The organism is Guyparkeria sp. SCN-R1, from assembly GCF_003932495.1.
Classification (GTDB): Bacteria; Pseudomonadota; Gammaproteobacteria; order Halothiobacillales; family Halothiobacillaceae; genus Guyparkeria.
On record NZ_QZMT01000001.1, the window covers coordinates 233,085 to 256,100 of the forward strand.

Annotated in this window: 20 protein-coding genes and 1 tRNA gene; 10 read left to right on the forward strand and 11 right to left on the reverse strand. The window is 65.4% G+C overall.

Annotated elements, in window-relative coordinates; genetic code table 11:
* Positions 1–8: 8 nt before the first annotated feature.
* Genes D5687_RS01030 through D5687_RS01040 form a run of 3 tightly spaced genes read right to left on the reverse strand, consistent with a single transcriptional unit; the run spans position 9 to position 2,292 of the window.
* Entirely contained in the window at positions 9–419 is a 411-nt protein-coding gene (locus D5687_RS01030; protein WP_125197887.1) for a CBS domain-containing protein, read from the reverse strand.
* On the reverse strand, positions 409–756 hold the full coding sequence (locus D5687_RS01035; protein WP_125197888.1) for a P-II family nitrogen regulator: 348 nt from the start codon (positions 754–756) through the stop codon (positions 409–411). Before D5687_RS01035 ends, D5687_RS01030 begins: the two co-directional genes overlap by 11 nt.
* A 24-nt stretch (positions 757–780) precedes the next feature.
* The gene (locus D5687_RS01040; protein ID WP_370271287.1) at positions 781–2,292 is read right to left on the reverse strand and encodes a DUF1538 domain-containing protein; all 1,512 of its coding nucleotides are present in this window, start codon (positions 2,290–2,292) and stop codon (positions 781–783) included.
* A 145-nt stretch (positions 2,293–2,437) separates the two neighbouring features.
* Between D5687_RS01040 and D5687_RS01045 the strand changes: the two genes are divergently transcribed.
* From D5687_RS01045 to D5687_RS01055, 3 genes are all read left to right on the forward strand, one after another.
* The gene (locus tag D5687_RS01045; protein ID WP_125197890.1) at positions 2,438–3,337 is read left to right on the forward strand and encodes a universal stress protein; all 900 of its coding nucleotides are present in this window, start codon (positions 2,438–2,440) and stop codon (positions 3,335–3,337) included.
* Between the two features lie 127 nt (positions 3,338–3,464).
* Positions 3,465–4,406: a histone deacetylase family protein gene (locus tag D5687_RS01050; RefSeq protein WP_125197891.1), complete on the forward strand. Its 942-nt coding sequence runs from the start codon at positions 3,465–3,467 to the stop codon at positions 4,404–4,406.
* Entirely contained in the window at positions 4,396–4,995 is a 600-nt protein-coding gene (locus D5687_RS01055) for a uracil-DNA glycosylase family protein (protein WP_125197892.1), read from the forward strand. The genes D5687_RS01050 and D5687_RS01055 overlap by 11 nt, the downstream gene beginning before the upstream one ends.
* Here D5687_RS01055 and D5687_RS01060 read toward each other — a convergent pair whose 3' ends face one another.
* Together D5687_RS01060 and D5687_RS01065 are read right to left on the reverse strand one after the other, a co-directional pair.
* Positions 4,996–6,723, reverse strand: a complete 1,728-nt coding sequence (locus D5687_RS01060) for a potassium/proton antiporter (protein WP_125197893.1) — start codon at positions 6,721–6,723, stop codon at positions 4,996–4,998.
* Positions 6,724–6,895: 172 nt separating this feature from the next.
* Positions 6,896–7,201: a hypothetical protein gene (locus D5687_RS01065; protein WP_125197894.1), complete on the reverse strand. Its 306-nt coding sequence runs from the start codon at positions 7,199–7,201 to the stop codon at positions 6,896–6,898.
* Between the two features lie 128 nt (positions 7,202–7,329).
* Between D5687_RS01065 and D5687_RS01070 the strand changes: the two genes are divergently transcribed.
* Positions 7,330–8,205, forward strand: coding sequence for a YafY family protein (locus D5687_RS01070; protein ID WP_158611703.1), 876 nt, complete (start codon positions 7,330–7,332; stop codon positions 8,203–8,205).
* 3 nt (positions 8,206–8,208) lie between these two features.
* On the opposite strand, the gene D5687_RS01075 is transcribed toward D5687_RS01070, so the two are convergent.
* Positions 8,209–9,594, reverse strand: coding sequence for a GGDEF domain-containing protein (locus tag D5687_RS01075; protein ID WP_125197896.1), 1,386 nt, complete (start codon positions 9,592–9,594; stop codon positions 8,209–8,211).
* A gap of 331 nt (positions 9,595–9,925) precedes the next feature.
* Between D5687_RS01075 and D5687_RS01080 the strand changes: the two genes are divergently transcribed.
* The 4 genes from D5687_RS01080 to D5687_RS01095 all read left to right on the forward strand — a co-directional run bounded on the left by D5687_RS01080 (position 9,926) and on the right by D5687_RS01095 (position 15,942).
* Entirely contained in the window at positions 9,926–10,426 is a 501-nt protein-coding gene (locus D5687_RS01080; protein ID WP_125197897.1) for a heme-binding protein, read from the forward strand.
* A gap of 306 nt (positions 10,427–10,732) precedes the next feature.
* On the forward strand, positions 10,733–11,809 hold the full coding sequence (locus D5687_RS01085; protein WP_125197898.1) for an HlyD family secretion protein: 1,077 nt from the start codon (positions 10,733–10,735) through the stop codon (positions 11,807–11,809).
* Positions 11,809–14,550 carry a ribosome-associated ATPase/putative transporter RbbA gene (rbbA, locus tag D5687_RS01090; RefSeq protein WP_125197899.1) on the forward strand — a complete coding sequence of 914 codons (2,742 nt, stop codon included), beginning with the start codon at positions 11,809–11,811 and terminating at the stop codon, positions 14,548–14,550. The genes D5687_RS01085 and rbbA overlap by 1 nt, the downstream gene beginning before the upstream one ends.
* Before the next feature lie 273 nt (positions 14,551–14,823).
* On the forward strand, positions 14,824–15,942 hold the full coding sequence (locus D5687_RS01095; RefSeq protein WP_125197900.1) for an ABC transporter permease: 1,119 nt from the start codon (positions 14,824–14,826) through the stop codon (positions 15,940–15,942).
* Positions 15,943–15,960: 18 nt separating this feature from the next.
* On the opposite strand, the gene D5687_RS01100 is transcribed toward D5687_RS01095, so the two are convergent.
* Complete coding sequence (locus D5687_RS01100) at positions 15,961–16,515, reverse strand: HD domain-containing protein (RefSeq protein WP_125197901.1); 555 nt, start codon at positions 16,513–16,515, stop codon at positions 15,961–15,963.
* Positions 16,516–16,731: 216 nt separating this feature from the next.
* On the opposite strand from D5687_RS01100, the gene D5687_RS01105 reads away from it, so the two are divergent.
* Complete coding sequence (locus tag D5687_RS01105) at positions 16,732–17,328, forward strand: thioredoxin family protein (protein WP_125197902.1); 597 nt, start codon at positions 16,732–16,734, stop codon at positions 17,326–17,328.
* Between the two features lie 189 nt (positions 17,329–17,517).
* Here the strand turns inward: D5687_RS01105 and D5687_RS01110 are convergent, their stop codons facing one another.
* The 4 genes from D5687_RS01110 to D5687_RS01125 form a co-directional block, all read right to left on the reverse strand.
* Entirely contained in the window at positions 17,518–17,709 is a 192-nt protein-coding gene (locus D5687_RS01110) for a hypothetical protein (protein WP_125197903.1), read from the reverse strand.
* 127 nt (positions 17,710–17,836) lie between these two features.
* Positions 17,837–17,913: transfer RNA gene (locus tag D5687_RS01115), tRNA-Pro, on the reverse strand.
* A 61-nt stretch (positions 17,914–17,974) separates the two neighbouring features.
* Complete coding sequence (locus tag D5687_RS01120) at positions 17,975–19,603, reverse strand: bifunctional diguanylate cyclase/phosphodiesterase (RefSeq protein ID WP_158611704.1); 1,629 nt, start codon at positions 19,601–19,603, stop codon at positions 17,975–17,977.
* A gap of 134 nt (positions 19,604–19,737) precedes the next feature.
* A complete protein-coding gene (locus D5687_RS01125; protein WP_158611705.1) occupies positions 19,738–22,011 on the reverse strand; it encodes a response regulator in 2,274 nt (757 codons plus the stop codon).
* An 86-nt stretch (positions 22,012–22,097) separates the two neighbouring features.
* Between D5687_RS01125 and cysM the strand changes: the two genes are divergently transcribed.
* Positions 22,098–23,000: a cysteine synthase CysM gene (gene cysM, locus D5687_RS01130; RefSeq protein WP_125197906.1), complete on the forward strand. Its 903-nt coding sequence runs from the start codon at positions 22,098–22,100 to the stop codon at positions 22,998–23,000.
* Positions 23,001–23,016: the final 16 nt, after the last annotated feature.

Consider the following 23,016-nt stretch of genomic DNA (forward strand, 5'->3'; position numbering starts at 1 on the left):
CCGCGTGCCTATTCGTCGGCCTGCTCCAGGATCGCCCCGACGATATCGCTCATGGTGATCAGCCCGACGAGCTCGTCGTTCTTGAGCACGATCACTCGTCGGATGCCCTGCGAGACCATCAGACGTGCCGCGTACTTAGTCTCCATGTTGCCGGGGACCGAGATCGCCGGCTTGTTCATCTCGTCGTAGACGTTGGCCATGTCGATATCGCCGTCCTCGGCGACGATGGCCTTGAGAATCGAGGTGTAGGTCAGGATGCCGTAGGCGTCGTGTTCGTGGGCCTTCTCGACCACCAGCGATTTCACACGCTTCTGGCGCATCAGCCGCAATGCCTCACGCAGGCTCGCCATGGGCGAGATGGTGACCACCTCGCGGTTCATCAGCTGTTCGACGAGTTGCGGTTGGTGCTCAGAGGTCATCTTTTACATTCTCCTGGAAGCGTTTCACCTGTCCGGTCTCTATGCCGGCAATGTGCTCTATCGGCATGGTAAACACCACGCCCTTGGAGTGCTCGTTGAGCTCCAGTTCGCGGGTCAGCGCCTTCATTACCTTGAGCGACAGTGAGCGTTCGAGCACGAACAGCAGTACCGACTGGCTGCCCTCGTAGGTCAGGCCGAAGAAGGTCTTCTTCTCCTCGGCGCCGATGCCGCGTGCATCGAGCAGGGTAACCCCGCCGGCACCGGCGGCCTTGGCTACCTCGATAGCCTTTTCCTCCATGTCCTCGGCAACCATTGCGGCCAGTACGGAAAATCTCATCGCAGTAGGTCCTCTTCAGTCTGTCTATATGTCGGGTGGCGAGTCGGCCGCCCGACGCTTCGCCTGCCAGCGGTTTGTGTAGTCGGCCACGGTTGCATAGCCGAGCACGGTCACGATCGGGAAGATCGAGGCAAAGGCAATCAAACCGAAACCGTCCATCAGTGCATCGCGCCCCTCGATCTGGGTGGCAAGGCCAATGCCCAGCGCGGTGACCAGCGGCACGGTTACCTCAGAGGTGGTCACCCCGCCGAGATCATAGGCCAGCGCCACGATGTAGCGTGGGGCGAGGAAGGTCAGCAGGATCACCAGCGCGTAACCACCGATCACGTAATAGTGGATCGAGTCGCCCGCGATGATCCGGTGTACGCCAATGGTGATGCCGATGGCCACCCCGGCCGCGACCAGCAGCCGGATCACGTTGGCACGGATCTGCCCCTGGGCGGCCTGTTCGGCCTGGTCGCCGATCGCGATCAGGGCCGGCTCGGCCATGGTGGTGGCAAAGCCGATGGCGAAGGCGAACAGGTAGAGGAAGATCACGTTGTCGCGGGCGATCAGCTGGTCGGCCATGCGCTCGCCGATCGGGAACAGGCCTAGCTTGAGACCGATCACGAAGGCGTACAGGCCCAGGATGACCAGCAGAAAGCCGATCACCACGCGCTTGAGGTGTGGGATGCGCTGGCGGAGGATGGCCAGCTGGAAGAACAGTACGGCGGCGATGATCGGCAGCACGTCGCGGACCGTCACCAGGAGCCCCATGAGTATGCCCATTGGGTCGAGGTTGGCCGACTTGGCGTCGTCCGGTTCGCCGAGGTCCAGGGCATCGGCCGCCAGGTCGACGCCGACGATCTCGAACACGTAGATCCCATAGGCCTGCACGGTGATCATTGGCACCATCACCGCCAGCGCCACCAGGCCGAAGCCGTCTGAGAGGACGTTGCGGCCGCTGATCGAGGCGGCCAGCCCCATGCCCAGCGCGGCGATCAACGGCACGGTGACGATGTTGGTGGTCACGCCGCCTGAGTCGTAGGCCAGCCCGACGATCTCGGGCGGGGCGAACCAGGTGACGCTGACCACCGCGATGTAGCCGCCGATCATGAACCAGTGGATGGGCCAGCCGAGCAGGGTGCGCAACACCCCCAAGGCCACCACCAGCCCCACGGAGGTGGCGATTATCAGTCGCAGGGTCAGCGCATCGATGTGCCCCTGGCTGATGGTCTGTGCCTGCTCGGCCACCGCGATCAGGGCTGGCTCGGCGATGACGGCGGCAAAGCCGAACGAAAAGCCGAAGCCCAGCAGCAGGGGCAGGGAGCCGCGCCGGGCAAAGGCGTTCGACAGGCTTTTGCCGATTGGGAAAATGCCCATCTCCAGGCCCTGGAGAAACAGCGCCACCCCGACGACGACCCCCAAACCGATCAGGATGCCGGTCAACCCTTCGGGCACCGATTGCAGTACGAAAAGCTGGAACGCCGCGACCACCAGAATGATCGGCAGCAGGTTACGGCCGGCGTGTAACAGGGTGTTCCAGAATATCTTGATGTCCTGCAAAACGACGTCGGCTCCAACGGTGGGCGTAGGCGGTCACAGTGCCGCAGGGTGGCCTGACGTTGCGTCTCGCTGGTGTCAGGCGGGTCGAGCAATGGTACCTTTTGTGAGATGACAATGCCGAGACACGGAGCATCTTATGGCCAAGCACCCGCCGATACTGGTCGCCAGCGATCTGTCCAATGCCAGCGAGGTCGCGGTGACCCGAGCGATGCAGATGGCGTCGGGTCATGGCCACTCGTTGACCGTCTTGCACGTAATCCGGGAGGAGCCGTTGTGGTGGTTGGTCAAGAGCCGCGACGTTGACCCAGATGAGCTACGCGGCGAGCTGCTGCGCGAGGCGCTGGCCGAGCTCGACTTGCAACTTGAGGGCGCGGCGGGGCAGTTGGCCATCGAGCCGCCCGAGTCAGAAGCCCAAGTGCGATTGGGTAAGCCGGCCGCCGTCATCAACGACATGTCGTCGTCTATCGAGGCGTGTCTGATCGTGGTGGGGGCCCACGGTCGTCACGCGGTGCGCGACTGGTTCATCGGCACCACCGCGGAGAAGGTGGTACGTGCCGGCAACGTGCCGGTGCTGGTCGCCCGGGTCGAGCCCACCCACAGTTACCAGAAGGTGGTGGTGGCGGTGGACTTCTCCGAGTCCAGTCGTGCCGCCCTGCGGGAAGCACTCGCCTGGGTACCACGGGCGCAGTTCACCCTGGTGCATGCCTACGAGACCTGGTTGCCCACCCACGTTGATGCGTCGACCTACGAGCGCCTTCAGCGCGAAGAAGAGGGTTTGCTACGTGACCGGTTGCGCCAATTTGCCCACGAGGCGGGGGTGCACAGCGAACACGAGCCGGATTATCGCGTGCTTCCCGGCCCACCAGGCGCCACCGTGGCAAATGCCGCGGTGAATGCCCATGCCGATCTCACCGTCTGTGGCACGCAGGGCGAGACCGGCCTGCGTCACCTGCTGCTCGGCAGCGTCGCCCAGCACATCCTGCGCGAATCCAAGGGCGACGTGCTGACCGTGCGCGCCGGTGGTACAACGGGCTGATCGGCGGCCCAGTCGGTCGCCCAATCGGTAGCTACAGCACTCGATACCGGCGGGATTTCCTTTACAACGGCCGGGTCGGGTGCTTGATTTGACCGATGCCCGCCCACCCGTCGACGAGGAATCCCCCATGCTGATCTACAGCCACCCGGTCTGCTGGAAGCACGTAAACGAGAACGACGTCATGCTGCCGCACCCGGAGCGCCCCGAGCGCCTGGATGCCGTGATGGCGGCCATCGACCGCTTTCCGGCCGATCGGCACACGCGGGTCGAGGCCCCGTTGGGCGACAAGAGCGACTACGAGCTGGCCCATGACCCGCGCTACGTCGAGGCGATCTTCAGCCAGGCGCCGACAGCCGGCGATTTCCAGGCGTTGCGGGTCGATGGCGACACCTCGCTCAACGAGTACACCATCGAGGCCAGTCGGCGGGTGGTGGGCGCGGCCAAGGCGGCGATCGATGCCGTGCTGCCGGGGCCCGAGCGCCGCGCCTTTCTCGCCACCCGCCCGCCGGGCCATCATGCCGGGCCCTGCCAGCCGCGCGGGTTCTGCGTGTTCAACAACGTCTCGATCGCGGCCTACTACGCCATCCGTCACCATGGCCTCGAGCGGGTGGCGATCGTCGATTTCGACGTCCACCACGGCGACGGCACCGAGGAGATCGTCGCCAACAGCGACGCGGTGCGCTTCTTCTCGATCTTCCAGCACCCGTACTACCCGTACGCGGGCATCCCGCCGATCGCCGACAACTGCTTCCCGATCGGCCTGCCCAACATGACCGATGGCAAGGCGTTCCGACAGGGGGTGCGCGACTCGGTCTGGTTCGAGACGCTGCGCGAGTTCCGCCCGCAGCTGCTGCTGTTCTCCGCGGGTTTCGACGCCCACAAGAACGATCCACTGGGCGGCTGGATCCTCGAGGACGAGGACTTCGCCTGGATCACCCGCGAGGTGATCGCCGCGGCCGGCGGGGACGACCTGCCGGTGGTCTCCCTGCTGGAGGGTGGCTACGACCTGGAGGGCCTGGAAGACTCGGTGCTCGCGCACCTCAAGGCCCTGGACGGGGATGCCGGCTGAGCCGGTCGCACTCGAGGAGCTCGAGGCCGAGATACGCGCCTGCCGGCTGTGCGCGGCCGATCTGCCGCTCGGCCCGCGGCCGGTGTTCATCGCCCGCCGCGAGGCCCGCCTGCTGATCGCCGCCCAGGCCCCGGGGCGGCGGGTGCACGAGACCGGCCTGCCGTTCAACGACCCCAGCGGTGACCGGTTGCGCGACTGGCTTGGTGTCGACCGCGAGACCTTCTACCACCACCCGGCGATCGCCATCGTGCCGATGGGCTTCTGCTTTCCCGGCACCGGCCGGGGCGGGGACCTGCCGCCGCGACCCGAGTGCGCCCCGACCTGGCGCCGGCCGTTGCTGGCGGCCATGCCGGAGGTGGAAACCACGGTCGTGATCGGCCGCTACGCGCTGGCCTGGCACCTGGGACTCAAGGGTGGTCAGCGGCTGACCGACGTCGTCGCCGACTGGCGCCGGCTTGCCCCGACACACTTTCCGCTGCCGCATCCCAGCCCGCGCAACAATCGCTGGCTACGCAACAACCCCTGGTTCGAGGCCGAGGTGGTCCCGGCCTTGCGCGAGCGCGTCGCGCGGCTGCTCGAAGCCGGATGATCAGGTCTCTTCGCGGAACTTGAGGCCCACCTGCGTGATCGTGGGTCCGTCCATCTCGCGCACGGTCAGGCTGACGCGATCGAGGTCGACCGAATCGCCCACGACCGGCGGGTTGCGCAACAGCGACTTGATCGCCTCGTCGAGGGTCGCCTCCTGCAACGCCTCGGGCGGTTGGATGCCGTAGACCTGGGCGAGATCGGCGATCCGCGCCCCGCCACGCAGCGAGAAGGCACCGAAGAACGTCTGCTCGGCGAGCGCCGCCTTCTTGCGCCGTTCGCCGGTGAAGAAGCGGTTGAGGTCGTTGATCATGTCTTCGGGGATGATGGTCAGCACGATATCGCCGGCCTGGAAGCGAAAGCCGCGCTCTGCCTTGCGCAACGCGAGGTTGCGCACCACGCCGGCGACCGTGACCGATTCGCCGAACGGCAGCCGGTCGAGGCCGGCGCCGTCGGCGTCCGTGTGCTCGCCCACCACGAACTGCACCATCTCCAGGCGCGGTTCGATCGGCAGGTTCAGATCGGCGCGCTGGCGTGGCTCGGCCAGCGGCGGCACCTCGACCTTGAGCAGGCGCGCGGCCAACGGCACCGTGCTGCCCTGGATCAACAACGAGGTGATCACCACCACGTAGGCGATCTCGAAGAAGCGTTCGGCATCCGGGATGCCGTAGATCATCGGGAACAGGGCCAGCACGATCGGCACCGCGCCACGCAGGCCCACCCAGGCGATGAAGGTGGTCTCCCGCCAGTTGAAGTGAAACGGCCACAGCCCGATCCAGATCGCGATCGGGCGGGCGACCAGCAGCAGGGCGAAGGCGAGGATCAGCGCCGGGACGATCTGGTCGAGCACCGCCGTGGGCGTGACCAACAGACCCAGGATCAGGAACATGCCCGCCTGCGCCAGCCAGGCCAGCCCGTCCATGATGCGCAGGACGTGGAAGGTGCCACGGTTGCGTGCCGTGCCGATCACCAGCCCGGTGAGATAGACGCCGAGGAACCCGCTGCCGCCGAGCTCGTTGATCAGCGCGAACGACAGCAAGCCCCCCGAGGCGATCAAGAGCGCATAGAGCCCCTCGGCCAGTTCGATCCGCCGCAGCACCTCGCGCAGGAGAAAGCCGAAGGCCACGCCCAGCACCGCGCCGATGCCGAACTGCTGGACCAGGAAGACCAGGATCCACGGGTCGAGCAGGGATTGGCCGGCCGAGATCACCTCGAGCAGGGTGATGGTGAGGAAGATCGCCATCGGGTCGTTGATGCCCGACTCGATCTCGAGCGTCGAGCCGACCCGTTCGTTCAGCCGCGTGCCGCTGCCCTTCAACAACGAGAAGACCGCCGCGGCATCCGTCGAGCCGATGATCGCCCCCATCAGCAGCCCGTAGTACCAGTCGAAGCCCATCAGCCAGGTGGCCAGCGCGCCCATGGCCCCGGCGGTGATCATGACGCCGACGGTCGCCAGGGACACGGCGGGCCTGAGGGCGACGCGGAAGGTGCGGATATGCGTGCGCAGGCCGCCGTCGAGCAGGATGATCGCCAGCGCGAGGTTGCCGATCAGGAAGGCGGTCTGGAAATCGTCGAACACCACGCCGCCGACGCCGTCCTGGCCGGCAAGCATGCCGACGCCGAGAAAGATCAGCAGCAGCGGGAAGCCGAACCGCGACGAGGCCATGCCGGCAAGGATGCTGGTGAACAGCAGCAGGGCGCCGAGCAAGATAAACGAGTTGGTCGCGTCCATGGCCTCGAATCCGGCGTGGGTGGTTTAAGGAATCTCTGCACGAATGCCAGGCCCCGCAGAGCGGTATGGCATTCGTGCAGAGACTCCTCATAACTATACGCGAGGCGGACCATCGAGCGGGCCTGTTCACGCGAGCTGCAGGCGTGCCGGGCCGAGCCCGGCGCGGGCGGGCTCAGCTCGCGGTGGCGAGAAAGGCCGGTGGCGGGAGAAAGGCCCGTACGGTGGCCGGCACGGCCGGTTGCGGTGCCGCCGGCTGGCGGAAGCGGGCGTCGATCTCGCGGCGCACCGCGGCCTGTTCGGGCAGCAGCGGCAGGTGGCCGTTGGCGAGCATCTCGACGGCATCGGACAGCCCCAATCGATCGAGATGCTGGCTGGGTGCCTCGAGGAAGGTCTCCAGGTCGAGGCCGGCCGTCGACAGGCGGCAGGCGCGGAAGATGTTGGCCCAGAAATCGATCACGTCGTCGTGGTAGGTCTGCATGGCGGTGCTCCTTTCGTTTACTGCCTACAAACTAGGCATGTCCAGATAGTAGGTATACAATCTGGGCGTGTCAACAAACTCACGTCATTTTTATTGACACACCAGAAGCGGGGCGGAGAATGGGCCGCATGAACCGCATCACCCCGACTACCATCGATGACCTGAAATGGGACCTGCGCCAGCGCCTCAAGCTGCTCGAGTGCACTGTGCTGCTCAACGGCTGGGTGCGCACCCAGGCGCTGACGGAGAGTTTCGGCATCAGCCGGGCGCAGGCCTCCAAGGATTTCGCCGTCTACCAGGCACTCGCCCCGGACAACCTGGTTTACAACCGTTCGCAGAAGTACTACGAGCCCGGTGATCGCTTTGCCGCGCTGCTGCTATCGGGGCGGACGTCCGAGTTGCTGGACGTGCTGGCCGCCTTGCCGGGGGAGGACCGGCCGGTAGTCGCGCTGGCGGCGGCCGGGCCGAACGTGGAACTGCTGCGGCCGCTCGAACGCGAACTGGACCTGGGCATCCTGCGCGTGGTGTCGGCGGCGGCCAGCAACGGCCACCGGCTGCGCGTGGATTACCAGTCGATGCGCCGACCGCATCCGCGACCGATCGAGTTATCCCCGCACACGCTGGTCTACAGCGGCTTTCGCTGGCACCTGCGGGCGTTCAGCCACGAACACGGCGAGTACCGCGATTTTGTATTGGCACGGATGGGGAATGCCGAGGCCCTGCCGGACCGGCCGGGCGCACCGCGGGACGACGATGCCGACTGGTTCGAGGAAGTGACGTTGCGGGTCGGGGTGCATCCCGACCTGGCGCCGGCCCAGCAGGCGGTGATCGCCGCGGATTACGGCATGGTCAATGGCGAGCGCCGTGTGACCGTGCGCCGTGCATTGCTGCCTTACCTGTTGCGTTTGATGCAGATCGAGCCCGAGCGGGAACACTCCGACCCGGTGGTTCAGCAGATCCGCCTGCTCAATCCCGAGGTGGTGGCCAGGAACGGTTGGGACTGAGGCTCAAGTCGGTCCGATTCTCTGGCAGCGGTTTCCGCCCTGGGCCTTGGCGTGCTGCAAGGCCTCCAGCGCGTGGCGGTAGGCTTCTTCGGAGGTCTGGCCGATCTCCAGTTCGGTCACACCGCAGGATAGGGTGAGCGACAGGCTCTTGCTGCCATGGCGCAGTCGCGTGCGCATCACGCGCGTCCGGATCGCCTCGGCCAGTTCCAAGGCAGCATCGCCGTCCTGTTCCTTGGTCAGGATGGCGAACTCGTCGGGGCCGATGCGGGCGAAGTAGTCGCTGTAGTGGATCATCCGCGAGATCGTCTGCACCAGCACGATCAGGATCTTGTCGGCCGTCTGCTGGCCGTGGCTCTTGGCGACTTTTTTCAGGTGGTCGATGTCGACGAACAGCATCGAGAGGGGTGGCCGACCGGGCCGCAGTCGCGCCACTTCGTTGCGTAGCTGCTGCTCGAAGGCAAAGGCATTTGGCAGGGCGGTCAGCGTGCAGCGGTTACGATCGCCACACTGCTCTTTGAGCTTGTTCTCTTGCATCTGTGCCCGCTTGATTACCGTCGTGAGGTAACCGCGCAGGCGCAGGTTCTGGCTCTCGAATTCCGCCAGTCGTCGACCCTCTGTCTCGTGGAATTCCCGCACCTTGCCGTGCAGCTGTTCGATCTGGTCGCGGACGGTCTGCTTGATGGTGTCGATGTCCTCGGCCTCCTCGATCTGCTTTTTCAGCTTGCCGACGCTGCGCCCGAGCATGTTGTCGAAGCGCCTGAGCTTGCCGCGGCGCTCCTCGGCCTGCTTGCCCTGGTGAAACGCGTCCTCCTCGATTCGCTGTACCGAGGCCTTAATCTCGTCGAGAAACAGGGTCAGCTCGGTCTTCTCCTGCTCGATCATCTGGCGCATCTCGTTGATCAACGCCACGGTGCGGTCGATCACGAGGCTGGGGTGGGCGTCGAACTGGTGGGCGGCGATCGCATCGAGTAGCTGGCGGCGGTGGCTTTCCAGCGGACCGATAAAGGCGATGCCCTCGAGCATCTGCGGAACGAACTCGCGGACGAACAGCTTGCGCTGGTATTCGGCACGTGAGTTGTCGGGTTTCTCGTCGGCGGGTGCCGCGTTGTCGCGGCCGCTTTCCAGCTCCCGCAGGCGTTGCGAGAGCTGCTCGATGTCGACCTGCAGGCGGTCGAGCGGAAAGTCGGCATCGGCCTGGCGGCTGACATGGCCACGGATGCGATTGCACAACGGCACGAGGCTGGGGTAGGCCTTCTCCACCGCGATCAGGGTGCGGCTGACGGTCAGCTTGAACAGCTTGACCAGGCGCAGGTCGTGGTCCTCCAGGCGGGTGAATTCCCGGAGCATGCGCTCGTAGCTTTTACGATAGAAGTCGCTCGACTCCGCCATCCCATGTCCCCGGAAAATCGTGCCCGTTGGTTATCGATAGTTCGACGAACCAGTTTTCGGGGCCAATTTACCCCACTGCCTTGCTCGGAGAAAGAATAACGTCAGCCGACCGGGTAACGCTGGCAGTGACGGCGTGTCGATGCGCGGCCGGCCGTCCCCTCTTCGCGGACAACCCTGTTTCCGTTGTGGGTGATATTGAATTCCCAACGCACCTCATTAACTAATGGCGAGCTAATAACCTGTTGATTTATGGGGAGGTATCCGCGTTGTAATCCCGGCGTTCCCGGCTATAACAATGGGGTATGTCCACATAAAAAAGGGGGAACCCGAGATGAGCAAGGTACGCAATACGATTTTTGCCGGCACGGCACTGATGATCACCGCCACGCCGCTGCATGCCGCCGAGGGTACGTTCGACACGCCGGCCGTGGTTCCCGAGGTGGCCGTCAAGGCCGTTGCGGCGGCCGTGGAGGCCTGTCGTGAGCGGAACGCCCAGGTCACCGCCGTGGTCGTGGGGCCGGACGGTACGGCCCAGGCACTCAAGCGCGACCGCTATGCCGGGCCGCACTCGGTGGAAACGGCCCAGAGCAAGGCCTGGACGGCGGTGAGCTTCCGCACCGATACCATCGAGTTGCACGGGACCAGCAAGCCCGGGGACGAGAGTTACGGCATCCAGCACCTTGACGGGGTGACGGTGCTTGGCGGTGGCAAGCAGATTACCTCCGACGGGCGTATCGTCGGCGGGATTGGCGTGTCCGGTTCGCCAAGCGGCAGCATCGATGACGAGTGTGCCGCGGCCGGTATCGAGGCAATCCAGGACGAACTGCTCTAAGAGCAACCGTCATGGCACCTGTCCCGTCATCTCATCGCGGTGGGGTGATTGGGTAGCGAAAACGTCCCTTCCCGGGGCGTTTTTTTGTTGCTGGCCCAAGGCTGCGCCACAGGATAAGGAGTCAAGTCGTCTCCCCCAGATCATTCGCCTGCGAGCCCTGATGCCTGCTGGCTGGGAAACGTGCGATTATCGTCTAGAGGAGTCCGTGCCGGACAAACCGGCTCGTTTTGACGGGGAAGCCCGTCGGATCAGCTCCTCGCGCATGATGGATATGCTTGAATCGCCTTAGGGCAAGGAGCCTGTTGCATGTCACCGATTCGTCGACGCTGGCTAATCCGCATAATCGCCATTGCCTTGGTGTTGGCTTTCCTTGGCTGGTGGGCCTGGCAGCAGTTGACCGTGGTGGACGAGTATCCCGGTCTTGCCAGCGGCAATGGGCGGATCGAGGCGGTGGAGATCGATATCGCGGCGAAGGTGCCCGGACGGGTGGAATCGATCCATGTCGATGAGGGCGAGTTCGTCACCACCGGACAGCCGGTCGCCGCCATGGATACGCGTACGCTTGATGCCGAGCTCCATCAGGCCGAGGCACGCCTGCGTCAGGCGAGTAGCGACGTGGTGACCGCGCGCAGTCAGGTGGCTCAGCGCGAGGCGGAGAAGGCCGCGGCCGAATCGCTGCTGGCCCAGCGCCAGGCGGAGCTGGATATCGCCGAGAAGCGCTTGGCGCGCACCTCGCAGTTGGTCAAGAGTGGCTCGGTTTCCCGGCAGGACGTGGACAACGACGAGGCGCGGGTGAAGGGCGCGGCGGCCGCGGTCAGTGCCGCACGTGCCCAGATCGCCGCGGCCGAGGCGGGCATCGCCACGGCCCGGGCGCAGGTGGTTGGTACCGAGGAAGCCGTCTCCGCGGCGCGGGCGACCATCGAACGTATTGAGGCCGACATCGCCGACAGCACGCTCCACGCCCCGCGCGACGGGCGCATCCAATATCTCGTCGCCCAACCGGGAGAGGTGGTCGGTGCCGGTGGCCGGGTGATGAACATGGTCGATCTCAAGGACGTCTATATGACGTTCTTCCTGCCGACCGATGTGGTCGGTCGTATCGGGCTGGGTAGCGAGGCACGGCTGGTGATCGATGCCGCCCCGCAATACGTCATCCCGGCGCGGATCTCGTACATCAGCGACGTGGCACAGTTCACCCCCAAGACGGTAGAGACCCGGGTCGAGCGCCAGAAGCTGATGTTCCGCGTGCGTGCCCGCCTGCCGGTGGATCTGCTCGAACGATACATTGTCCAGGTGAAGACCGGCCTGCCTGGGATGGCGTGGGTACGCCTCGATGACGAGCAGCCCTGGCCCGAGCATCTCAAGGTACGGGTGCCCGACTGATGGCAAGCCCCGCACCGGTTGCCCGGTTGCGCGGGGTCGGCCTGCGCTACGGCGAGACGGTGGCGCTCGACGGAATCGACCTCGATATCCCCGCCGGGCAGATGGTCGGGCTGATCGGACCGGACGGTGTGGGCAAGTCCAGCCTGCTCGCGCTGGTCGCCGGGGCCCGCGCGATCCAGTCCGGGACGATCGAGGTGCTCGGTGGCGACATCGGGCGGGCGCGCTTTCGTGGACAGGTCAGCCCGCGCATCGCCTACATGCCGCAGGGGCTGGGTCGCAATCTCTACCCGACCCTGTCGGTGTTCGAGAACGTCGATTTCTTCGGTGGGTTGTTCGGACATGCCCCGGCAGAGCGCCGGCGGCGCATCGCCGAGCTGCTGGAGGCCACCGGCCTGGCCCCGTTTGCCGACCGACCGGTGGGCAAGCTCTCCGGCGGCATGAAACAGAAGCTTGGCCTGTGCTGTGCGCTGATCCATTCGCCGGATCTGTTGATCCTTGACGAGCCCACCACCGGCGTCGACCCGCTTTCACGCCGCCAGTTCTGGCGCCTGATCGAACGTATCCGCGCCCAGCACGACGGCATGAGCGTGCTGGTGGCAACCGCCTACATGGAAGAGGCCGAACGCTTCGACTGCCTGGTGGCGATGAATGCCGGCCGGGTGCTGGCGACGGGGGCGCCCGAGGCCTTGCTGGAACAGACGGGACGGGAGACGCTGGAGGCGGCCTTCATTTCGCTGCTGCCGGCGGGTGCTCATCACGAGCATCGCCCGGTCGACCACAGCGCGCACCCGGACACGAACACCGCTCCGGTGGCCATCGAGGCCCAGGGGCTGACCAAGCGCTTCGGTGCCTTCACCGCGGTCGAGGACGTCAGTTTTTCCATTCCCCGCGGCGAGATCTTCGGCTTTGTCGGCTCGAACGGTTGCGGCAAGACCACCACCATGAAGATGCTTACCGGCCTGCTGCCGGCAAGCGAGGGCGAGGCCCGGCTGTTCGGCCACCGCCTCGACCCGCATGATCTCGCCACCCGCCACCGGGTCGGTTACATGACCCAGGGGTTTTCCCTCTACGGCGAGCTGAGCGTGCGGCAGAACCTCGAGCTGCATGCCCGGCTGTTTGGCTTGGCCGGCTCGGCAGTCGATGCGCGGGTGGACGCGGTGGCCGGTCGTTTCGGTCTCGATCGTGTCATGGACGCGCTGCCGGACGAGCTGCCCCTGGGCGAGCGCCAGCGTCTGTCGCTGGCCGTGGCACTGGTGCACGAGCCCGAGATCCTGATCCTCGACGAGCCCACCTCGGGCGTCGATCCGATAGCCCGCGACGCCTTCTGGCGCATCCTGATCGAGCTGGCCCGCGACGAGCAGGTGACGATCTTCATTTCGACGCACTTCATGAACGAGGCCGAGCGCTGCGATCGACTCTCGCTCATGCATGCCGGTCGCGTGTTGGTCACGGGCACGCCCGATGAGGTGATCGCCTCCCGCGGGGCGATCGACCTGGAGGAGGCCTTCATCGGCTATCTCGAGGAGGCCTCCGAACGGGAGGACGTGGCTGGAACGCAAACGGGCGACGAATCGGTGGAGACGGCCGTTGGCGAGGCCTCTGCCGGATCGGTGGCGTTCAGTCCCCGGCGGCTGGCGTCTTACGCACGCCGTGAGGGGCGCGAGCTCACGCGCGACCCCATCCGCCTGACCCTTGCTGCCGTTGGCACCCTGTTGTTGATGTTGGTGCTCGGCTACGGGATGAACATGGATGTCGAGGATCTGACCTTCGCCGTGCTCGATCGCGACAACACCACGGTCAGTCGCGACTACGTCGCCGGGTTGTCGGGGTCGCGCTATTTCACCGAACACGCGCCGGTGGCCAGCTACGCCGAGCTCGATCGCCGCATGCGCTCGGGCGAACTGGGACTGGTGATCGAGATTCCGCCCGGCTTTGCCCGTGACCTCGCCCGAGGCACGGCGGTCGAGGTAGGGGCCTGGGTCGACGGGGCGATGCCGACCCGGGCCGAGACCCTGGCGGGCTATGCCCAGGGCATGCATCAGCACTGGCTGACGATGCGGGCGCGTGAGCGTCTCGGCGAGTCGGCCTTGGCCGTTCCGGCGTCGATCGAACCGCGCTTTCGCTACAACCCGGACGTGAAAAGCCTGCCGGCGATGGTGCCGGCAATGATCCCGCTGCTACTGATGCTGATCCCCGCCATCCTGAGTGCGTTGTCGGTGGTGCGCGAGAAGGAGTTGGGGTCGATCGTGAATTTTTATGTCACCCCGGTCACGCGTCTGGAGTTCCTGCTCGGCAAGCAATTGCCCTACGTGGTGCTCGCGATGAGCAACTACCTGTTGCTGGTCGTGCTGGCGGTGTTCGTCTTCGGCGTGCCGATCACCGGCAGCTTCCTTGCCCTGAGCCTGGCTGCCCTGTTGTACGTGTTCGCTTCGACGGCCCTGGGACTGTTGATCTCCACTTTCGTAAAGAGCCAGCTGGCGGCCATTTTCGGCACAGCGATCCTCACCATGATCCCCTCGGCGCAGTATTCGGGGCTGATCGACCCGGTCACCTCGCTGGAGGGGCTGGGCGCGGTGATCGGTCAGGTGTTTCCGGCGACGCACTTCGTCACCATCGCGCGCGGCACGTTCTCCAAGGCACTGGGCTTCGAGGATCTGGCCGGTTCGTTTTTGCCGTTGTTGCTGGCCGGGCCGGTGATGATCGCGATCGCCATCCTCTTGCTGAGAAAACAGGAGCGTTAGGGAGCCTCTATACGGATGCCATACCGCTCTGCGCGCCTTGAGCCGGGTAGATGCAAGGCGACCGTCCGCCGCGGAAGAGTTATTCTCTTTCCAAGGACGGCAACGCCGCAGATGCCCGGCTCAAGGCGTGCCCTGCGGGGCCTGGCGAGTCCCCCGTGCTCCGCGTTGCGATGTCTTCACGTGGCCACCGGCACGCCGGCGACATCGCGCCTTGATCACGAACGACTCGCTAGGCCAGAGTGGCATGGCATCCGTATAGAGGCTCCCTAAGGCATGTGGCGCAATATCTGGTATCTGGGCCTGAAGGAATTTCGCAGCCTGTGGCGCGACACCATCATGCTGGTTCTGATCGTCTTTGCCTTCTCGCTCGCGATCTACACCGCCGCCACCGCCATGCCGGAAACCCTCAACAAGGCACCGATCGCGATCGTCGACGAGGACCGCTCGCCGCTTTCGATGCGCATTGCCGATGCCTTCTACCCGCCGTCGTTCCTGCCCCCGCGCCTGATTTCCGCCGTCGAGATGGACGAGCGCATGGACGCCGGGCTCGACACCTTCGCCCTGCACATCCCGGCGGGCTTTCAGCGCGACGTGCTGGCCGGCCGGAGCCCGACGATCCAGTTGAACGTCGATGCCACCCGCATGAGTCAGGCCTTTGTCGGCAGTGGCTATATCCAGGCGATCGTCCAGGGCGAGATCCAGACCTTTCTGGCGGGGACCCGCCAGGCCGCAGCCCCGGCGGTCGAACTGGTCTGGCGGGCCCGCTTCAATCCGGAACTGCAGGCATCGTGGTTCGGCGCGGTGATGGAGCTGATCAACAACATCACCATGCTGGCGATCGTGCTCACCGGTGCGGCGCTGCTGCGTGAACGCGAGCACGGCACGGTCGAGCACCTGCTGGTCATGCCGGTCACGCCGTTCGAGATCATGGCCAGCAAGATTTGGTCGATGACGGTGGTCGTGCTGGTGGCCGCGACGTTCTCCCTGACTATCGTCGTGCAGGGGCTGTTGGCCATCCCGATCGAGGGGTCCGTGATGCTGTTCCTTGCCGGGGCGTTGCTGCACCTTTTCGCGACCACCTCGCTGGGGATCTTTCTGGCGACCATCGCCCGCTCGATGCCTCAGTTCGGGCTGCTGATCCTGATGGTACTGCTGCCGCTGCAGATCCTTTCCGGCGGGATGACCCCGGCCGAAAGCTTGCCCGACTGGATACGCCTGTTGATGCAGGCCGCTCCGACGCTCCACTTCGTCGCCATGGCGCAGGCGGTGCTCTACCGCGGGGCGGGATTCGACGTGGTCTGGCCGCAATTCGCCGCGCTGGCGGCTATCGGCGGCGTGCTGTTCATGCTCTCGCTGGCACGTTTTCGACGGATGTTGGCCTCGTTGGGGTGAGCCGCTGACGGGGTAGTGTCAGTCGAGCTCGGCGATCAGCGTGTCGATGCAATGCCAGACGTGCCGGCGCAGCACCGGGTGGCCACGGTTCAGTCGTCGAACCAAGCTGGCCTTTTCCTGCAGATAGGTGGGTGAAAAGCTCGGGTCGTGCCGGGCGATCGACTGCACGTTGTGCAAGACGTCGGCGTACTTGATCGTCTGGGCGCGCGGCTCGGCACGGGCGACATGGTCGTGATCGATCTGCTTGCGACTCGATCGGTCGCCGTCGGTCGCGCTGGCCTGATTGGTCAGCGAGAGCACCATCCGCACCACCGAACTCGGCATCTCGCGGGCGAGATCGGCGGCGGTAACCGGCGTGTCCTCGACGACGTCGTGGAGCAGGGCGGCTGCGAGTACCAGCGGGTCGGGATTGAAGGGGGCGACCGTCTGGGCGACGGCAATCGGGTGCGTGACGAACGGTTCATGGGTGTAGCGGCGCACCTGGCCCTCGTGGGCCTCGGTAGCGATCGCCAGGGCGTGACGAACCACGAGTGAGGGGTGATGGGCGAAGGTGTGGGCGTGAGGCGTGGTCATCGTGGCGAAGGTGTCGTGAAGGCGTTCTGGGTGGCTGGCGTCTGGCACTCAACGTGGAAGGCCGCAAGTGTGCCCGCCGAAACAACCACGCTCAAGCCGTTCGTCCTGGCGCCGACCCTGAGTGCACCGATGGTGCACCACGATGGATTGCATGTCCGGTTGGTCGTATCGTAGGTGCTAGGTATATACGCCCAATCACAACCAGCGAGTGTCGCCATGACCGTATCCCGCCGCCTGCCTTTGCATAGCCTGTCTGTCCTGAGCCGCCCGCTGGGCGCATTGCTTCTGGCCCTCGGCCTGGGTGCTGCCATGCCCGCGCTGGCCGCCAATGCCGATGACTCGGCAATGGCCATCTACGACGACGTCCGCTTCGTCGATCACCTCGCCGACCTCCCCGCGGATCTCGCCTGGATGCAGAAGCACGACAAGCCGATGATGCTGTTCTTCCACGCGAGCTACTGCGGCTACTGCCAGAAGATCGACGACGAATTCCTGATCCCGATGCGGCTTGATCCGGACTACCAGGGACGCATGATCATCCGCCGCGTGCAGATCGACTCCGACGATCGCTTCATCGGTGTCGATGGCAACTTGAAGGAGCCGGCGGCGTTTGCCGATGAACTCGGCGTGCGGGGCGTGCCCTACGTCCTGTTCTTCTCACCGGGCGGCGAGCGGATCGGCGAGATCACCGGCGCCGCCCCGGCGTTCTACAACCATTACCTGGATCGCAACGTCGATCGCGCCGAGCGCTGTGCCAAGGACATGAGCCCGGCTGAGTGCCGCGAGTTCATCGACCAGCCCGGTTTAAAATAGGCACCGGCTTCTATCCGGCGCGGCAGTGATCTAACCAAAGGTTTATGAGCCGAGGTAGCCGCGTGGCGCGAGCGAGGAGCAGGGCCATTGAGTGTCCGATCGGTTACATGGATCCAGAACGCAGAAAGGCCGCCCTTGTGAGGCGGCCTAACTGTTTGAATCTATAGGGAGCCGGTGGCGATTATCTGACTACTCGCCGTCAGCCATGCGCTCGTTCGCCTGGGCCTCTGTGAGCCCAGCGTAGACAGCTCCATATCCACCCAGCGCTAGCACCACGAAAACCCACCCGGCGATGTACTCACCGAAGCCCCAATAGACGAGGGCAGGGAATGCGATTCCGCCCAGGGCGATCGATGTCCATGTGCGTGTGTTCTTGTTCATGTCGGGCACCTCCTGTGCTGAGGGTACTCGATGCCCCGCGTCGGCGTATCCATGCCTGCCATTGTAGAAGATGCCGTTTTTGTAGAAGTTGACCCGCGTCAGAATTGCCGCAAGTCATTGATAAATCTGGTCGGAGTGGAGGGATTCGAACCCCCGACCACCTGCCCCCCAGGCAGGTGCGCTACCAGGCTGCGCTACACTCCGAAACAGGGCGCGCAGGATAGCGCACTTTTCCGTGTCGAGGAAGGCCGTGGCGCGGGTCCGGCTAGATTTCGTGAATGGCGATGCGGTTTTCGTTTTTCAGCGGGCGGATGATCTCAGGCCGGCCGAAGTGGAAGCCCTGGCCCCAGTCGATCCCCATCTCGCGCAGCAAGTCGGCGGTGCGCTCATCACCGATAAACTCGGCGACGGTAACCAGCCCCATGTCCTTGGCCATGGCCTGGATATGGCGGACGATCTTCTGTGCCCGGACGCTGTCGCTCATGTTCTGGACCAGTGCGCCTTCGATCTTGAGGAACGTGAACGGCATGTCGAGCAGGTAGCGGTAGGAAGAGTAGCCGCTGCCGAAGTCGTCCAGGGCGAGTCGCAGGCCGAAATCGATCAGGGGCCTGAGTGCGCTGAAGGCATCTGACGTGTCTTCAAGCACCTCGCGTTCGGTCATCTCCAGGACCAAGGGCTTGGGACCCGCATTCATCTCACCGCCGATGCACTCGCAGGCGGCCTGGGCGTTGGTAATCACCTGTTCCATCAGTTCCGGGTGCTGCAGGAAGTCCCCCGAGATATTGACGAAATGCGCCATCGGTCGATGACCGATCGAGGCCACGCAGTTGTTGATGGTCTGGTTAATGATCTCGAAGTCGATCCGGTGGGCCATCTGCAACCGCGAGGCGGCATCGATGAACAGGCCCGCCGGGATAACGTCGCCTTCGGGAGTGATCATGCGGGCCAGTGCCTCGTCGGCGACTACCTCGCCGGTCTTGAGATCGACGATCGGTTGGCTGGCGGCGACGATGCGCCCTTCGTGGATGGCGCGATCGAGCGCGCCGCCGGTGGTGTAGACCGAGGGTTGCTGCAGCCGGTCGGCGTTGACCACGCGGTCACGGCCGGTGCGCTTGGCCTCGTAGACCGCGGCATTGAGCGCGCTTAGCTGGTCGCGGGGCTGGGTGCGGGACGTTTCACCCGGGCCGAGCGCGCCGTGACCGATGCTGACGGTCACCGAACCCAGCGGCGGGGCGTCTTCGCCGCCGTTGAAACGGACGCTGGCGGCAGACGCGCGGATGCGTTCGGCAATCTGCTGGCTGTGTTCTGCCTGGCGGGGCGGGATCAGGAGCATGAACTCGTGACCGCTCCAGCGCGCGGCCATCACGTCGTCGGGGACGGCGGCCTGCATGGCGCCGGCCAGATCGCGGATGACCCGGTCGCCGACGTGATAGCCGAGGTAGTCGTTGACGGTCTTGAGCCGGTCGATGTCGACCAGCATGAGGCGATGGCCGCCGTCACCATCGGACTGGATGTCGCGGATCCGTTCGAGCATCGCGCTGCGGTCCGGCAGGCCGGTGAGCGAATCCAGGCTGGTGGGCGGGCAGAGGCTTTCCAGTAGCACGACCAGTCGCTGGTGCTCGTCCAGCGGGGTGATGGCGAGCGTGATCTCCCGGTTGTCCATCAGTCCGATCAGCGAGGTCTCCTCGCCATCGATCAGGGCGGTGCCCAGTGACGGGCCGGGGTTCATGCGCAGGCGGCGTTCCAGGCGTTCGCGAAGGGTCTGCTCGCCGTCTGTCGGGAACAACTCGTCCGCCCGGGGTGTGGCGCTGAGGACGCGCCCGGCGGCAGTGCAAAGAAAGACGACCATGCCCGAATCGGTCCCTCCGTCGGCCGTGGCGTTGTCGAGTTGCATCGTCCTTGTTCCTTCCCTGCCAGTCGTTCCTGTCACCCGTTCCTGAGTGACGCCCATGAAGGCATCCTAGCAGCGAATTGGTGCGAGCTGAATCAGCGCGGTCTTATATAACCCGGCCGCGCCAGGCGGCGTATTCAGGTGGTCCTCGTATCGCAGAGCGGGTTGGCGTTTATGCCGTCGATGCAGCGGATCAGCGCGGCAATGCGTGGCGCGATGCGCTCGGCCGTTTCGTTGGCGTCGAGCGCATCCTCAAGCTCACCGGCGAGTGTCTGCAACTCGGTTTCACGACAGCAGGCGGCGGCCCCCCGGAGCTTGTGCGCGGCATGGCGCAGCGTTTCGTGATCGTCGGCCTGTTCGGTCAGTAGCCGCCGGTAGCCCGGCAACTCATCGCAGAGCAGCCGGGTGAGGAACGGGTCGCGTTCGTCCTTGCGGTCGTTTCTGGCGGGCGGGGTGGTCTCCGGGTCGGGACGACCGTGAGTCTCCAGGGGGAAGAATTCGCCGATCGAGCTGAGCAGATCGCCGGCGGTGACCGGTTTGGTCAGCACCCGTTCGATGCCGCTGTGCAGCAGGTCCTGGTGCACGTTGCCCTGCCGGTTGGCCGTGATGGCGATTATCGGGGTTTCCAGGTGGCGCGGACGCTTTTTCAGGATGCGTGCGACGCCGGCACCGGTGATGTCCGGCATGTGCATGTCGGTGAACACCACGTCGATGTCTTCATGATCAGCCAGTGCCAGCGCCTGCTTGCCGTTGGTGGCCTCGAGGACGTGGAATCCCAGTTCACGCAGCGTTTGCCCCAGGTGGGCGAGGTAGACCGGGTCATCGTCGATCACCAGTGCGGTCCGGCCGGCAAAGGAATACAGGGCGTGTCGACCCGGCTTGCCCTGCCGTGGTTTGTCGCTGCCACCGCTAGCGGGGGGGCTGTCGGCTTGGCGAGGTGCGGCAAAACGGGCTGGGCTGCGACCCGGTCCCGGTGTCGGGGCGCCCAATACCCGTTCGAGCGAGGCGGCCAGCGCCCGGGCTCGAATGAACAGTGGCAAGGTGAAGTCCGCCCAGTGCAGCGCCGCGGCCGGCCGTCCCCGAATAGTCAGGTGGCTGGATAGCCCGATGACCCGCCCGGCCAGCGAGACCCACTGACCGAAGGCCGGGTCCTCGTGGTGTCGTTCGACGATGCGCTCGTCGAGGAACAGCAGGTCGACTGGCTGGCCGAAATCCGGCTCGACCTGGATGTTCGCCCCGAGGGCGGCGAGGTTGCCCTGCCAGGCACGGCGATGTTGCGCCGAGGCGCAGACCACGGCCGCCAGTTGGCCCGCCAACCGGTCGCTGCTGTCGGGTTCGCCGATCAGGATGGGGGCGCTGAAGGTCGCGGTCATCCCGAAGCGCTCCGGGCCGGTGTCGACCACCTCGAGTGCCGAATCGAGGTGATGGGAGATGCAGCGCAGGATCCAGAGATCGATCAGATCGTCGATCAGCAGGCCCTCGAGTTGCTCGGGCAGTGGTTGCGCGAGGCGTTCGGCTAGTTGTTCCCGATCGAGAGAACCGTCACGGGCCTGCCCGTCGATGGTCAGGCGAAAGCGTCCCAATCGGTCGCCGCCCTCGTTCTCGTGGTCATCCTCGAGTTCCAGCGTGATGGCCGGCTCGCGCAGGTGGGCGATGCCGAGGATCTCGTTGAGCAGACGGTCGAGCAGACGGCGCAGCATCTGCGGATCGAACACGATCTCTCGCGGCAGGTCCTGGTAGCCGATGAACTGCAACACCTCGCCGTCGCGCTGGGCGGTGGTCTGCCAGTCGGTCACCAGGTCCTCGCCCGTGGTGCGCAGGTTGACCCGCCCGTCGGTGCGCGTCATGCGGCCAGCGGTGATCTCGTGGTAGTCGATGATGTTCTCGATCGAGAGGCGCAGGCGGTGGCTGGCGTGACGCATCAGCTGGAGTGATCGGGCCGGTTCCTGTTCGCCGTCCTTGGCCGGTGGCGCGCAGCGGCTCAGGCGACGTTCCAGCGTGGCGAGGCTGTCGACCGCCGATCGGATGTGCCCCAGCGGCGTCACCCATTGCTGGTTGACCAGTTCGAGTACCGTGGCGGCCGAAAGCTGGCTTTCCGGTCCGGTGCGCTGGATCGGTGGCGCCGACTTGCTGGTTGCGTTGGTCTCCGAGGGATGGGATCGCCGCCGAAACCAAAGGAGCGTAATCGACAGGCCGGCAAGGAGCAGCCAGATGCCGGTCCAGCCGATGGTTGCCGCCCAGAATGCGGGCGAGGGAAGGGTTCGGCCGGAAACGAGCGCCTCGATCGCGAGCAGCAGCGGGGGAGCGACCAGAGCGAGCAGGGCCCAGGGCAGGATAGCTCCCAGGGCGGCAAGACGGCCGGCGGGGCCACGTTGTGTGGCGGTCTGTTTACTGCGGATCGGAGCGTTCACCGAAGGCCTTTGTGGCATACTCGGGGCGCGAGGCAAACCCGCCTTCCCCGGAAGAATTTGGTAACTGGAGCGAGCCGGCAAAGCGTATGTTAGGTCACCGTCTTGATCAATTGATCGGCAACACGCCACTGGCGCGTATCCAGCGCCTCGACCCCACGGGTGCGGCGCGCGGCAACGTGATTCTCGGCAAGCTCGAGGGTAACAATCCGGCCGGATCGGTGAAGGATCGCGCGGCCCATTCGATGATCGCACGCGCCATGGAACGTGGCGAGATCAAGCCCGGCGATCGATTGGTCGAGGCGACCTCCGGCAATACCGGCATCGCACTGGCGATGGTGGCTGCCACGCTGGGCCTGCGCCTGACGCTGATCATGCCCGAGCACATGTCGATCGAACGGCGCCAGTCGATGGCGGCCTACGGGGCGGAGCTCAAGCTCGTCTCCCGGGATGAGGGCATGGAAGGCGCACGGGACCTTGCCGCCGCGATGGCCGCGCGAGGCGAGGGCACGGTGCTGGACCAGTTCGCCAACCCGGACAACCCGCGGGCGCATTACCTGACGACCGGCCCGGAAATCTGGGCGGCCACCGAGGGCCGTGTGACGCATTTCGTCTCCGCGATGGGCACCACCGGCACGATCATGGGCACCTCGCACTACCTCAAGGAGCAGAACCTCGGTGTGCAGATCGTCGGCGTTCAGCCGGGCGAGGGCGCGCAAATTCCGGGGATTCGGCGCTGGCCGAAAGAATACCTGCCCCGGATCTTCGAGCCGGCGCGGGTGGATCGCACCCTGGATATCGGCCAGGATGAAGCCGAGGAAATGACCCGGCGGCTGGCGCGCGAGGAGGGCATCATGGCGGGGATCTCCTCGGGCGGCGCGATGGCCGCGGCCCTGAAGGTGTCCGCGGAGGTGGAGAACGCCGTGATCGTCACTATCGTCTGCGATCGTGGTGACCGCTACCTGTCCACCGGGGTCTTCCCGGCGGGCTGATTGGCCTAATTGCCCC